At 62.2% G+C, this 12,505-nt stretch carries 13 protein-coding genes; 8 read left to right on the top strand and 5 right to left on the bottom strand.

Features of this window, described 5'->3' with window-relative positions:
* The first annotated feature begins 65 nt into the window (after window positions 1–65).
* The 5 genes from speE (at window position 66) to C8E00_RS10550 (ending at window position 5,380) form a co-directional block, all read left to right on the top strand.
* On the top strand, window positions 66–929 hold the full coding sequence (gene speE, locus C8E00_RS10570) for a polyamine aminopropyltransferase (protein WP_133697467.1): 864 nt from the start codon (window positions 66–68) through the stop codon (window positions 927–929).
* A gap of 124 nt (window positions 930–1,053) precedes the next feature.
* Window positions 1,054–2,082 carry an amino acid ABC transporter substrate-binding protein gene (locus tag C8E00_RS10565; RefSeq protein ID WP_133697466.1) on the top strand — a complete coding sequence of 343 codons (1,029 nt, stop codon included), beginning with the start codon at window positions 1,054–1,056 and terminating at the stop codon, window positions 2,080–2,082.
* Window positions 2,083–2,213: 131 nt separating this feature from the next.
* Entirely contained in the window at window positions 2,214–3,401 is a 1,188-nt protein-coding gene (locus tag C8E00_RS10560) for an amino acid ABC transporter permease (RefSeq protein WP_424948548.1), read from the top strand.
* A 1-nt stretch (window position 3,402) separates the two neighbouring features.
* Window positions 3,403–4,521 (top strand): amino acid ABC transporter permease, encoded by a 1,119-nt coding sequence (locus C8E00_RS10555; RefSeq protein WP_133697465.1) that lies wholly within the window; start codon window positions 3,403–3,405, stop codon window positions 4,519–4,521.
* Window positions 4,522–4,651: 130 nt separating this feature from the next.
* Window positions 4,652–5,380 (top strand): amino acid ABC transporter ATP-binding protein, encoded by a 729-nt coding sequence (locus C8E00_RS10550; RefSeq protein ID WP_133697695.1) that lies wholly within the window; start codon window positions 4,652–4,654, stop codon window positions 5,378–5,380.
* 19 nt (window positions 5,381–5,399) lie between these two features.
* Here the strand turns inward: C8E00_RS10550 and C8E00_RS10545 are convergent, their stop codons facing one another.
* A complete protein-coding gene (locus C8E00_RS10545; protein ID WP_133697464.1) occupies window positions 5,400–5,864 on the bottom strand; it encodes a hypothetical protein in 465 nt (154 codons plus the stop codon).
* 266 nt (window positions 5,865–6,130) lie between these two features.
* Here C8E00_RS10545 and C8E00_RS10540 point away from each other — a divergent pair, with 266 nt between their 5' ends.
* Both C8E00_RS10540 and C8E00_RS10535 read left to right on the top strand, forming a co-directional pair.
* Window positions 6,131–6,565: a host attachment protein gene (locus C8E00_RS10540; RefSeq protein WP_133697463.1), complete on the top strand. Its 435-nt coding sequence runs from the start codon at window positions 6,131–6,133 to the stop codon at window positions 6,563–6,565.
* A gap of 103 nt (window positions 6,566–6,668) precedes the next feature.
* On the top strand, window positions 6,669–8,510 hold the full coding sequence (locus C8E00_RS10535) for a methyl-accepting chemotaxis protein (RefSeq protein WP_133697462.1): 1,842 nt from the start codon (window positions 6,669–6,671) through the stop codon (window positions 8,508–8,510).
* A 65-nt stretch (window positions 8,511–8,575) separates the two neighbouring features.
* Here C8E00_RS10535 and C8E00_RS10530 read toward each other — a convergent pair whose 3' ends face one another.
* Entirely contained in the window at window positions 8,576–9,502 is a 927-nt protein-coding gene (locus C8E00_RS10530) for a LysR family transcriptional regulator (RefSeq protein WP_133697461.1), read from the bottom strand.
* 142 nt (window positions 9,503–9,644) lie between these two features.
* On the opposite strand from C8E00_RS10530, the gene C8E00_RS10525 reads away from it, so the two are divergent.
* Window positions 9,645–10,421: a ferredoxin--NADP reductase gene (locus tag C8E00_RS10525; protein WP_133697460.1), complete on the top strand. Its 777-nt coding sequence runs from the start codon at window positions 9,645–9,647 to the stop codon at window positions 10,419–10,421.
* Window positions 10,422–10,488: 67 nt separating this feature from the next.
* On the opposite strand, the gene C8E00_RS10520 is transcribed toward C8E00_RS10525, so the two are convergent.
* From C8E00_RS10520 to C8E00_RS10510, 3 genes are all read right to left on the bottom strand, one after another.
* Window positions 10,489–10,887, bottom strand: coding sequence for a YkvA family protein (locus C8E00_RS10520; protein WP_133697459.1), 399 nt, complete (start codon window positions 10,885–10,887; stop codon window positions 10,489–10,491).
* Window positions 10,888–11,033: 146 nt separating this feature from the next.
* Window positions 11,034–11,309, bottom strand: coding sequence for a hypothetical protein (locus C8E00_RS10515; protein ID WP_133697458.1), 276 nt, complete (start codon window positions 11,307–11,309; stop codon window positions 11,034–11,036).
* A 95-nt stretch (window positions 11,310–11,404) separates the two neighbouring features.
* Window positions 11,405–12,214: a drug/metabolite transporter gene (locus C8E00_RS10510; protein WP_243833165.1), complete on the bottom strand. Its 810-nt coding sequence runs from the start codon at window positions 12,212–12,214 to the stop codon at window positions 11,405–11,407.
* Window positions 12,215–12,505: the final 291 nt, after the last annotated feature.

Here is a 12,505-nt window from a genome sequence, read left to right as displayed (position 1 = left end):
ACTTTTCATGCATGTGATGTCGGCCTCTCGCAGGGGCTTTGACGATAGCGATTACGGGGGTTCCCATGACCGAGCGTCTCGACCAGGGCTGGTTCACGGAAGTGTTCGACAGCCACGGCAGTGCCTTTTCACTCATGATCAAGGACAAGCTGCACGAGGTACAAAGCCCCTATCAGCATCTGGAGGTCTACGCCACCGAAACCTACGGCAACCTGATGGTACTCGACGGTTGCGTGATGCTCAGTACGCGCGACAACTTCCTCTATCACGAGATGATCGCGCATCCAGCGCTGTTCTCTCACGCTGCGCCCAAGCGCGTGGTGATCATCGGTGGCGGCGACTGCGGCACGCTGTGTGAGGTGCTCAAGCATCCCGCTGTCGAGCAGGTCGTGCAGATCGACATCGACGAGGAAGTCACCCGAGCCTCGCAGCGCTTCTTCCCGGAGTTGACGGCCTCCAACGACGATCCGCGCGCTACGCTCAAGTTCGAGGATGGCGTCAAGTGGGTCGAGAACGCACCGGCCGGCAGCGTCGATGTCATGATCATCGACTCCACCGACCCCGTGGGACCGGCAGAAGGGTTGTTCGAGGCCGACTTTCTGGGGCACTGCCACCGCTTGCTCGCCGATGGCGGTGTGTTGGTGCAACAGAGCGAGTCACCGCTTTATCACACCGGCTCGATCATTCGCGAGCTACGCGCCGATATGCAACGCGTCGGCTTCGAGAGCGTTGCCACGCTGCCGTTTCCGCAGCCGGTCTATCCCTCGGGGTGGTGGAGCGTGACGCTGGCCGGCAAGGGCAGTGACGTGACACGCTTTCGAGAACGAGATGCCGCTGCGGTGGAATTTCCGCTCGAGTACTACAGCGTCGAGACCCATCGTGGTGCATTGGCGCTGCCACCGTTCATGCGTCGTGCACTGTCGAGGTGATACGCACCGTGTGAAAAGCGTTAAAGGTACGTGACTTAGGTATATTGGTCGGAGTGGCAAGCTCTTTGCTAATGTGGATAGTGGCTCTCGTATAAGCCACCACAATAACGCAAGGAGCTTTTGAATGTTATACAAGAACAAGTTCATGATAGCCGCCCCAGCTGCCCTGCTGCTCAGTGGCTTCGCGACCGTCTCCCAGGCGGCGACCCTCGACGACGTCCAGGAGCGCGGCAATCTGAGTTGTGGCGTCAACGTCGGCCTGACCGGCTTCTCGGCGCCGGACGAGGACGGCCACTGGCAAGGGCTGGATGTGGAAATCTGCCGGGGCGTTGCCGCTGCGGTGTTTGGCGATGCCAGCAAAACGACCTTCACGCCGCTGACCGCCAAGGAACGTTTCACCGCCTTGCAGTCGGGTGAGATCGACATGCTCTCGCGCAACACGACTTGGACAGCCACGCGCGACAACTCGCTGGGGCTCAATTTCACCGGCGTGGCCTTCTACGACGGTCAGGGTTTCATGCTGAGCAAGGAGCTGGGCATCGACAGTCTCGAGCAGCTCGACGGCGCTTCGATCTGTATCCAGGCTGGCACGACCCACGAGCTCAACCTTGCCGATTATTTTCCCTCCCGCAATATCGATATCCGTACGGTGACCTTCGATACCCCGGACCAGACGGTCAAGGGCTTCGAAAGCGGTCGCTGTGACGTGCTGACCTCGGATACCTCGCAACTGGCGGCATTGCGCCTGCAGTTGCCCGATCCCGGCAGTGTCGAAATCCTGCCTGAGCTGATCTCCAAGGAGCCGCTGGGCCCCGTGGTGCGCCAGGGCGACGATCAGTGGTTCGACATCGTCAAGTGGACGCTGTTCGCGATGATCAACGCCGAAGAGTTGGGCGTGACCAGCGAAAACGTCGATGAGATGAAAGCCAACCCGCCCAATCCCAAGGTAGCGCGTCTGCTGGGTGTCGAAGGCAGCTATGGCGAGCAACTGGGACTGTCCAGCGACTGGGCCTACCAGATCGTCAAGGATGTCGGTAACTATGGTGAAGTCTTCGCCGACAACGTGGGCAAGAACTCACCGCTGGATGTCGAACGCGGCCTCAATGCCTTGTGGACCGAAGGCGGTTTGATGTACGCGCCGCCAGTACGCTGATAAGGCATGGCACCATCCTCCGCGCCGGGTGTGTCCGGCGCGGATCTTACATTCATTGACGCAGTTGCCGGGTGCCACGTGCCGACAAGGTGCGTGGACGGAGTGTGGCTGCCTACCTGATCGAGCATGCAATGATGTGGCGTAGCGTTCGACGTTCGCGTGAAAGCGGTGCCTTGTGGCGCGACCCCAGCTTTCGAGCCCTGCTGGTCCAGGCCGTATTGCTCATCGCCCTGACGGCGGTCATCTTCGTGCTGGTGTTCAATACGATGAACAACCTGGAAGAGCGGGGTATTACGACGGGGTTCGGCTTCTTCGGTGAAAGGGCCGGCTTCTCGATTCCTCAGACCCTGGTCGAGTACAGCGGTAACAGTACTTACGCGATGACGTTCCTGGTGGGCCTGCTGAACACGCTGCTGGTCTCCGCCATGGGGGTGGTGGCGGCGACCCTGATCGGTTTTCTGGTCGGCATCGCCCGTTTATCCCCCAACTGGCTGCTGGCCAAGGCGGCAATGGTCTATGTCGAGATCTTTCGCAACGTGCCACTGCTGCTGCAGATTCTCTTCTGGTACTTTGCCGTTCTGCGGGCCTTGCCTTCGCCGCGTGACAGCCTGTCGTTATTCGAAGCCGTCTTTCTGAACATTCGCGGACTGATTCTGCCTGAACCCCTGCCGCAGCCAGGCTTCTCCGCGGTTCTCTGGGCGCTGCTGCTGGCCGTGGTTGCTAGCGTCCTGCTGGTGCGCTTCGCCCGCCGCCGTCAGGATCGCACGGGGCAGCGGTTGCCCGCCGGCTGGCTCAGTCTTGCCTTGATCGTGGGGTTGCCTCTGGCGGTCTATGCGATCAACGGTTTCCCGCTGAACTGGGAGATGCCGTCCCTGGCCGGGTTCAACTTCCGCGGAGGGATCACCATCCTGCCCGAGCTGGCCGCCCTGTGGCTGGCGTTGTCGATCTACACCGCTGCGTTCATCGCCGAGATCGTCCGTTCGGGCATCCAGTCGGTCGCCCATGGTCAGATCGAGGCGGCACGCTCGCTGGGGCTCAGCTCAGGCGTCACGCTGCGCAAGATCGTGGTCCCCCAGGCCATGCGCCTGATCATCCCGCAGTTGACCAGCCAGCACCTCAACCTGATCAAGAATTCATCATTGGCCACGGCCATCGGTTATCCCGACCTGGTCGCAGTGTTCGCGGGGACGGCCCTCAACCAGACCGGACAGGCTCTCGAGATCATCGCCATCACCATGGCGGTCTACCTGACGATCAGCTTGGTCGTGTCGTTCCTGATGAACCTCTACAACGCCCGCGTGCAGATAAAGGAGCGTTGACATGACGACCTCTTCAGCATCATCGGAAGCCGCACAAACCGCCATGATTCCCCAGCGAGAGCCCCCTGTCCGTCGTCGCGGCGTGCCCGGTTGGCTGCGCCAGAACCTCTTTTCCTCGCCGTTGAACAGCCTCGTCAGCGTGGTGATGCTGGTGGTTACCGTCATGGTCCTCTGGCCGCTACTGCAATGGGCGGTCGTCCAGGCCGACTGGCTGGGCGAGACGCGCCAGGCCTGTACGGGAGAAGGCGCGTGCTGGGTGTTCATTTCGGCACGCCTGGAGAGCATCGTCTACGGCTTTTATCCCGAAAGCGAGATCTGGCGGGTCAATATCGTCTTCGCCATGCTGGCGGGCGTGATCGCCTGGCTGGTGCTGCCGCGCCTGCCTGCCAAGGGCTGGATGGCCCTGTTCGCCCTGACCGGCTTTCCGATCATCGCCTTCTTTCTGCTGGCTGGCGGCGCCTTCGGGCTCATGCCCGTGCCGACGCGCGACTGGGGCGGGTTGATGCTGACCCTGACGATTGCCGTCGTCGGCATCGTCGGCTCGCTGCCGATCGGTATCCTGCTCGCCCTGGGGCGACGCTCATCCATGCCGCTGGTACGGGGCGTCAGCGTCGTGTTCATCGAATTCTGGCGTGGCGTACCGTTGATCACCGTGCTGTTCATGGCCTCGGTGATGCTGCCGCTGTTCGTGCCCTCGGAGGTCGAGTTCGACAAGCTGCTGCGCGCCCTGGTCGGCATCATGCTGTTCTGGAGCGCCTACATGGCGGAAGTGGTGCGCGGCGGACTGCAAGCCATCGACAAGGGCCAGGACGAAGCCGGCATGTCGTTGGGGCTGGGCTACTGGCAGCGCATGGGGCTGATCGTCCTGCCGCAGGCACTGAAGCTGGTGATTCCGGGGATCGTCAATACCTTCATCGCGCTGTTCAAGGATACCTCGCTGGTGTTGATCATCGGCCTGCTCGACCTGTTGTCGATCATCCAGGCCGGACTCACCGACCCCGAGTGGCTGGGCTACGCCATGGAAGGGTATGTATTCGCGGCGCTGGTCTACTGGGTCTTCTGTTTCAGCATGTCGCGCTACAGCCAGCGCATCGAACGCAAACTGCACACAGGGCATTAGTACTCGACAGCCGGTATCCGCAAGGCGCTGCAGCGGCAAGACGGTGTGCCGGCATACAACAAGACAATTCATTTCAGGAAGCACCAGCATGAGCGAAGCAACTGCCTCACGGGACAACGGCACCGAGCCGATGATCGAGATGACCGGCCTCAACAAGTGGTATGGCGACTTCCATGTGCTGCGCGACATCGATCTGACCGTCCAGCGCGGTGAGCGTATCGTCATCTGTGGCCCCTCGGGGTCGGGCAAGTCGACATTGATCCGTTGCATCAACCGCCTGGAAGCGCACCAGCAGGGTGGGATCACGGTCGGCGGCATCACCATGACCGAGGATATCAAGCGCATCGAGCAGATCCGTCGCCAGGTCGGCATGGTATTCCAGCATTTCAACCTGTTTCCGCATCTCAGCGTGCTGGAGAACTGCTGCCTGTCACAGATATGGGTACAGAAGAAGCCGCGCCACGAAGCCGAGAAATTGGCCATGGAATACCTGGAGCGGGTGCAGATCGCCGAACAGGCCAAGAAGTATCCGGGACAGTTATCGGGTGGGCAGCAGCAGCGCGTGGCCATCGCCCGGGCGCTATGCATGCGCCCCGAGGTGATGCTGTTCGACGAGCCGACCTCGGCGCTGGACCCGGAAATGATCAAGGAAGTGCTCGACGTCATGGTCGAGCTGGCCCGCGAAGGCATGACCATGATCTGCGTCACGCACGAGATGGGCTTCGCCAAGACCGTGGCCGACCGGGTCATCTTCATGGATCAGGGACAGATCATCGAGGAAGCCCCGCCGGAAACGTTCTTCAATCACCCGCGTTCCGAGCGTACCAAGCTGTTCCTCAGCCAGATTCTCGGTCACTAGTGGGCGACACGTCTCAGCGCTAGAGACTGGGTTCCTGGCGCTGCGAAGACGTGGCGGGTTCCCGCTTCGAAGTGGCCGGCTGGCGGGGCTGTGTCACCCGTGCCTGGCCCACCACGCCTTCGTCCGCGTCGAGGGGCTTGGCCGTGCTGATCCAGGCCCGTTCCGGGTCGTGCATGGCCGGACGCCGGTCGATGGCGCGCGTCATCACGTCGCCTGGGGCAAAACCGTTGCGGCGTGCCTGCATGTGATGCGGCGCCATCCATAACTCGGCGAATAGGCGCAGTAATGCCATGGCGAGCAGCAGCACGCCGCCGCCGAGTGCCAGCATCGGCCAGCTCGCCTGCCACGAGAGTCCGCTTGCCGCTGGAGAATGACGCCATAGCCAGGCGCCGCCAGCCACCAGCAGGCCTATTTGCAGTACACAATGAGAAAAGATCAGCGTCCGTCGCGGTAACGGGCGACGCATCAAGATAAAGTCGCGCATGTCGCTCTCCCTGGCAGATAGCGCTCATAGCCGGTGGTTCCGTCCAGCGGTGCGATGTTAGCAGGTTTACGTCCGGCGTGAACCTGTCGTTGCCAGACCACGCGGATGTCGCGGCGTGCCGACGCCTGCCGCAAGGTTGACAGAAAGGCGCTGGATTTCGATGCTTGAAGGGCCGTCATTCGCGCGACGAAGCGGTGGGATATCGATGGCGCAGGAGGCGCCGTCATCCCGAGATGCCGGTCATCCCCCCGATCAAGGAGTCAGACATGAACAAGCGCTATATCGTCACCGCCAATGCCACGCGTGCGCGTATCTTCGCGCATCAAGCTGGTGTAGTGCGTGAAGTCGATACGTTGATTCATCCCGAGGGCCGTTTGCACACCGGCGATCTGCGTACGGGGGGCAAAGGCGAAGCCGATGATGCGGCCTCGCATTCGCCGCGCCAGTCCGGCAATGACGAGGCCACGATGGAAAAACACGCTGCGTTTTTCGCCAAGGAAGTCGCCGACTATCTGCGTCAGGCGCGTACCCAGGGCAAGGCGGATGAGTTCGTTATCGCCGCCGCACCGCATTTCCTCGGGCTATTGCGGCAGAAGCTCGACAAGCCTACTCAGGAATGCGTCATTCATACGCTGGACAAGGACCTCTCTGGCGCGAGCGAGAACGAGTTGGCCGAGAAGTTCCGGCCGCCCCTCGGGTGATGCGAATGTTCGCCTTGCCATGAGTCACCATCGTACTTAAAGTTTTTTCCATGAGTGCCGTTAATAAAGGAGGCATCCCTCAACGATAGATAGGCACTCATTTATGTTCACATCGCTTCGTACCCGGATCATGGCGGCCTGCGTCGCCATGATCCTGGTGGCTCTGGCCGTTACCGGTGGCGTGAGCTACTGGCTGGTGAGTCAGCAGCAGCGCGCCACCAATATCGACATGTTGAGCGCCTTGGCACGCGGCAATGTCGATGCCATCGCCGACTGGGCGACCAGCAAGAAGCGCTTGATCGAAGCCCTTCCGCCCGCGCTCGAGAGCGACGACTTCGTTCCCGCCCTGCAACAGACGGCCGCGGCCGGCAATTTCAGTCAGGTCTACGTCGGCTTGCCGGACAAGCGGCTGATCACCAATGATAACTGGCAGCCGCCCGAAGATTACGATCCCACCCAGCGTCCCTGGTATCAGTCGGCCGTGGCGGCCGGTGACACCGTGGCGAGCCCGCCTTACCTGGACATGGTGACCGATAGCCTGGTGGTGGCCTTTGCCACACCGGTCATCGAGAACGGCGAGACCCAGGCGGTGATCGGCGCCGACGTCAGCATGGCGGATGTCACCGCCAATGTGACCTCGATCCACCCCACGCCGAGCAGTTTCGCGATGCTGGTGAATCGCGACGGCGATATCGTCGCCTATCGCGATGCCGACCTGACGCTGAAGTCCGCCACGGCATTGAAAGACACCCTGACGCCGGCCTGGCTGAATACGCTGATCGACGGCGGAGAACCGCGCGAAACGGTCATCGAAGGCCGGGACGTCCTGCTCTATGGTGTTCCCGTACCTGGAACCAACTGGCGTCTGCTGATTGCGCTGGATCAGGCCGAGGCCAATGCCGGGGTACAGAGCGTACTGAAATCCACGCTGATTGCCATGGTGCTGTCCGGTTTGATCGCCGCCTTGCTGCTGTGGGCGCTGCTGTCTCCTGTCTTTCGGCGTTTGCGCCTGGCGCGCGATGCCATGTTCGATATTGCCTCCGGGGAGGGCGATCTGACCCGCCGGCTCGAGATCGACGGCCGTGATGAAGTGGCGCAAATCGCGCAGGCCTTCAATGGTTTCGCGGATACCGTCAACGACGTGTTGCTCGAGGTGCGGGCCAGCAGTACCTCGGTGAACGAGGCCTCCAGCGAAATCGCCAATGGCAGCCAGGATCTGTCGCGACGCACCGAGCAGGCTGCCTCCAATCTGCAGGAAACCTCCACCGCCATGGAGCAGATCGCCAGCACGGTGGAAAATACCGCCCATTCCGCGCGCCAGGCGGATCAGCTTTCCCAGGAGGCCACGAGTGCCGCCAACCGGGGTGGCGAGATCGCCCGTCAGGCCGTGAATACCATGGAAGCGGTGGACGCCCAAACGACGCAGATTTCCGACATCGTGCGTCTGATCGACGAAATCGCCTTCCAGACCAACCTGCTGGCCCTCAATGCCTCGGTCGAGGCGGCGCGCGCCGGCGAGCAAGGGCGCGGGTTTGCGGTGGTGGCTGGCGAGGTTCGTCAACTGGCCAGTCGCTCGGCGTCGGCGGCCGCCGACATCAAGAAGCTGATCGACACCTCGGTGGCCCAGACCCGCGAAGGCACCGATCTGGTGCGCACGGCGGGCGACAGCATGCAGGAAATCGTCACCGCCGTGGCGCGCGTCTCCGATGTCCTTGCCGAGATCAATGCCGCCACGCAAGAGCAGAGCCAGGGCGTGACCCAGGTCAACCAGGCCGTCAACGACCTGGATCAAATGACCCAGCACAACGCCTCCATGGTCGAGGAATCCACCGTGGCTGCCGAGCAGATGCGTGATCAGGCCGGACGCCTGGCCGACGTCGTGGGCCGTTTCAGCCTGCGTGAGGACGGGCGCTCGACGACACGCCCGGCGTTGACCAAGTCCTAGGCCACGCAATTTCTCCACTGCCTGCCACCACGGCCCATCGGCATACGCCGATGGGCCGTTTTCGATCATGGCACGGCGGGCAGGTCGATGTCGTCGCTGCGCTGAATACCAGCGGTCATCTCGCGGCACAGGCGCAAGAATTCGCGCATGGCGGTGGTCAGGTATTTGTGACGATGCCAGATGAAGGTGAATTGTCGCGTCAGGTCGAGTTCCGGGGTGGCGATGGGCACCAGGCTGCCGCGACGAAAGGCGTCGCGCAGGGCCAGGTGCGAGACACAGCCGATGCCCAGCCCCGATTCCACCGCGCGCTTGATGGCCTCGGTATGCTCCAGCTCGAGCAGTACATTGAGCCGGCCGCGCCGATGGCGCATCGCTTGATCCAGCGTACGGCGCGTTCCCGAGCCCTCTTCACGCATGATCCAGTCCTCGCCCATCAGCGTTTCCAGGTCCGCCTGGCCGGCGTTGGCCAAGGGATGTCGCGGCGAACAAAAGACCGTGAGTTCATCTTCGACCCAGGGCTGCATGACGATGTCATCGTGTTGACAATCGCCCTCGATCAGTCCCAGGTCCAGGTCATGATGGGTGACGCGGTTGACGATGGCGGCCGTGTTGCGCACGTGCAGGCGCACGCGGCTCCCGGGGTGGCGGTGCATGAAGTCGCTGATCAGCAGGGTGGCGAGATAATTGCCGATGGTCAGTGTCGCGCCGACGTCCAGCGAGCCGATGCCGCGCTGCCCCTTGAGCAGTTCTTCGATCTCCTCGCCGCGGTCGAGCAGGGCCACGGCCTTGGGCAGGAGTTGAAAGCCCAGCGCGTTGAGCTTGAGCCGCTTGCCGATGCGGTCGAGCAATTGGCAGTCGAATTGTCGTTCCAGCTCCGCAAGAGCGGTACTGGTGGCGGACTGTGACATTGCCAGGCGCTGCGCCGCGCGGGAGACACTCTCGTGCTGCGCGATGGCGACGAAGACTTCGAGCTGACGCAGGGTATAACGCATGGCCGTCTCCGGTTCTATATCCAAAGAGTGGATAAGCGATATTCAGATAATCCATTTAACAGATATACTGTCCCGGTCTTATAATTCCTTCAACTCCCAAATGCATAGAAAATTCTTTTTGGTTATAAGTTAAGGAGCGGTCGTGAGTAAACTGGCACTTGAAGAAGTTCTCAGCGTTCATCACTGGAACGATACCCTGTTCAGCTTCCGCACCACGCGTGAGCGTAGCCTGCGCTTCAAGAACGGCCAGTTCGTCATGATCGGTCTGGAAGCCGACAGCAAGCCCTTGCTTCGAGCCTACTCGGTGGCAAGCCCCAATTACGAGGATCATCTCGAGTTCTTCAGCATCAAGGTGCCCGATGGCCCGCTGACCTCACGTCTACAGCATCTCCAGGTCGGCGATCAGATCATGGTCAGCCGCAAGCCTACCGGTACCTTGGTGGTCGACGACCTGCTGCCCGGTCGCAATCTGTACCTGCTGTCCACCGGTACCGGTCTGGCGCCGTTCATGAGTCTGATCCAGGACCCGGAAGTCTACGAGCGTTTCGAGAAGGTCGTGCTGATCCATGGCGTGCGCACGGTCAGTGAACTGGCCTATGCCGACTTCATTACCCAGGAACTGCCGGCGCATGAATACCTGGGCGAAGAGATCAGCGAGAAGTTGGTCTACTATCCCACGGTGACGCGTGAAGACTTCCACACCATGGGGCGCCTGACGGATCATATCCGTAGCGGCAAGCTCTTCGCCGATACCGGCCTGCCCGAGCTCGATCCCAAGCAGGATCGCGCCATGATCTGCGGCAGCCCGGCGATGCTTGAAGACACCAGCGCCATGCTCGACGAGTTGGGCTTCAACATTTCGCCGCGCATGGGCGAGCCCGGCGACTACGTCATCGAGCGCGCCTTCGTCGAGAAGTGATCGACGGCACTATTCCGGCGTGACACGAGAAGCCTCTGACATTGTCAGGGGCTTTTTCTATGGGCACTCATAACCACTTGGGCATGGCCTGCTCGGCGCGGGCCTTGACGTCGTCGTCGATGTACACCGACACCGCGATCAAGGCGGCGCCGAGCACGCTGGCGTCATCGACGTAACCGCCGGCGGGGATCAAGTCGGGAATCGCGTCCAACGGCGAGATGAAATAGCCCAGCGCGCCGAGAATCGTGGACTTGGCCCACAACGGTACGTCGGGACGCTGCATGACGAAGTACAGCTGCAATGCGCGTCGCGTGACTTCGCGGCCCGCGCGACGCCCATAGCGGGTGATCTTGTGCCAGAAGCGCGGTTCGCGGAACGTTTCTTCGTATGCGGCCACATCCTCGGGCGCGACACTGGCGGTGGCGGGCACCGGTGGCGTATCGACGGGCTCATGGGATGACGTCATGCACACTCCTCGCGACAGACGGCGGCGTCGCGGATGACAGCAAGCGGGAATCGGCGGGGCAGGAAAATATCATGATAGCGCAAGTCCACCCGGCATGGGAGCGCTTGCTCCCATGCCGCCGCCTCACCTGGTCCTAGGCTTGCGGGTTACGCCTTGGCACCGCCCTTGAAGGCGATATCCAGGGAGATCGCGGCGTCCTTGGGTACATTGACCACACTCAGCGCATGGCGTGTCATATCGCGGCGCAGCGCCTCGTACTCCTCGCCGCCCGCCATGCGTAGCTCCTCGAGCTGATGCTCGGTGACTTCTTGGCTGCCGAGGTAGTTCTTGGCTGTCTTGCGCAAGGCTTCGCCGGTATCGCCGCCAGCTATCGCATGGAACTCGTCGGCTTCCATACCGGCGTTCTCGATGATGATTTCCATTTCGTCATCTCCTGATCGTTGAAGGAACTCGGCACCTCTCTGTGCCGACACCCTACAAGGTAGGTGCCGTGCCCGGGTCGGCTCAAGCGCTTTCTTCACCATGCCACGAGCGCCAGGCCGGTCAGCATGATGGCGATGGCACCGAGGCGTAGGGGCGGCAGGCGCTCCTTGAACCAGTAGACGGCGGCGAGAACGCCGAGGGGAATCGAGAGTTGGCGCAGGGCGACGACGTGGCTGACGTCCGCGCTGGAGGACATGGCGATCAGCACCAGGCCGTAGGTACCAAGGATCATGGCGCCCGCCAGCCAGGCGCGACGCGCGGCGGACGTGTAACGCAGCCGTCGTGCCGCGAGACGTTCGCTGGGCAACGCCCGCACCAACGGCCACATCCACAGCCAGGTCGTCATGGCCTGCAGCACCATGTAGTGCAACCCGGCTTGTAGCGGGGTATAGCCACTGGCGGTCATCAGACCCAGGGCGCGCTTGTCGATCAGCGAGTAGCCGGTGGTGCCGGCGGCGGCGAGCAGGACGAAACCCAGCGCGGGGGTGAGGTCGCTCTCGAGGCGGAAGGCACGCCAGTGAGTCAGGGGCATGATCAGGGCGCTGATGGCGATCAGGCCCATGCCGAGGCCGTCGCCGAGATCGAGGGCTGGAGCCGGCAAGACCAGCAGCGCGACGGCAGGGACCCCCAGCACCGGCAACGCGCGCGCCATGGGGTAGAGCAGACTGACGTCGCCCCGTGCGTATGCCCAGGCCAGCCCGCTCATGTAAAGCGTCTGGCAGGCGCCAGTGGCGACGAGCCAGCCCCAGAAGGACCAGGGCAACTGCATCGGTGCCGGGCCCCACAGCAAGAGCGGGGCGTACAGCACGCTGCCGGCCGCCATGGCACGGGCAAAGAAGGCCAACGAGGGGACGCCTTGCTTGCCGAGCAGGTTCCAGCCGGCATGCAGGGCAGCGGAAACGACGATTAGTGCCAGGGCGAAAGGGCTCAGGACAAGGACTCCGGCGGATCAAGCATGTGATGCCTTCTGGTATATACCAGATTGTCGGGCACGTCGTCCAGGCGCCGCCCTGAGACGCGCCGTCTTCACCATCGGGCGACATTGAATTGCGAAATGTCACGAAGAGTGGCCAAAATGCGCCCTGGGGGCTGTACAGAGACGTCCTCTCGCCCATAATCCCTATGTCATTGCACT

Origin of the sequence: Chromohalobacter marismortui (assembly GCF_004364315.1) — a bacterium.
Classification (GTDB): Bacteria; Pseudomonadota; Gammaproteobacteria; order Pseudomonadales; family Halomonadaceae; genus Chromohalobacter; species Chromohalobacter marismortui.
Note: the sequence above shows the minus strand (reverse complement) of the source record. Positions and strands in the feature narration are given on the sequence as shown.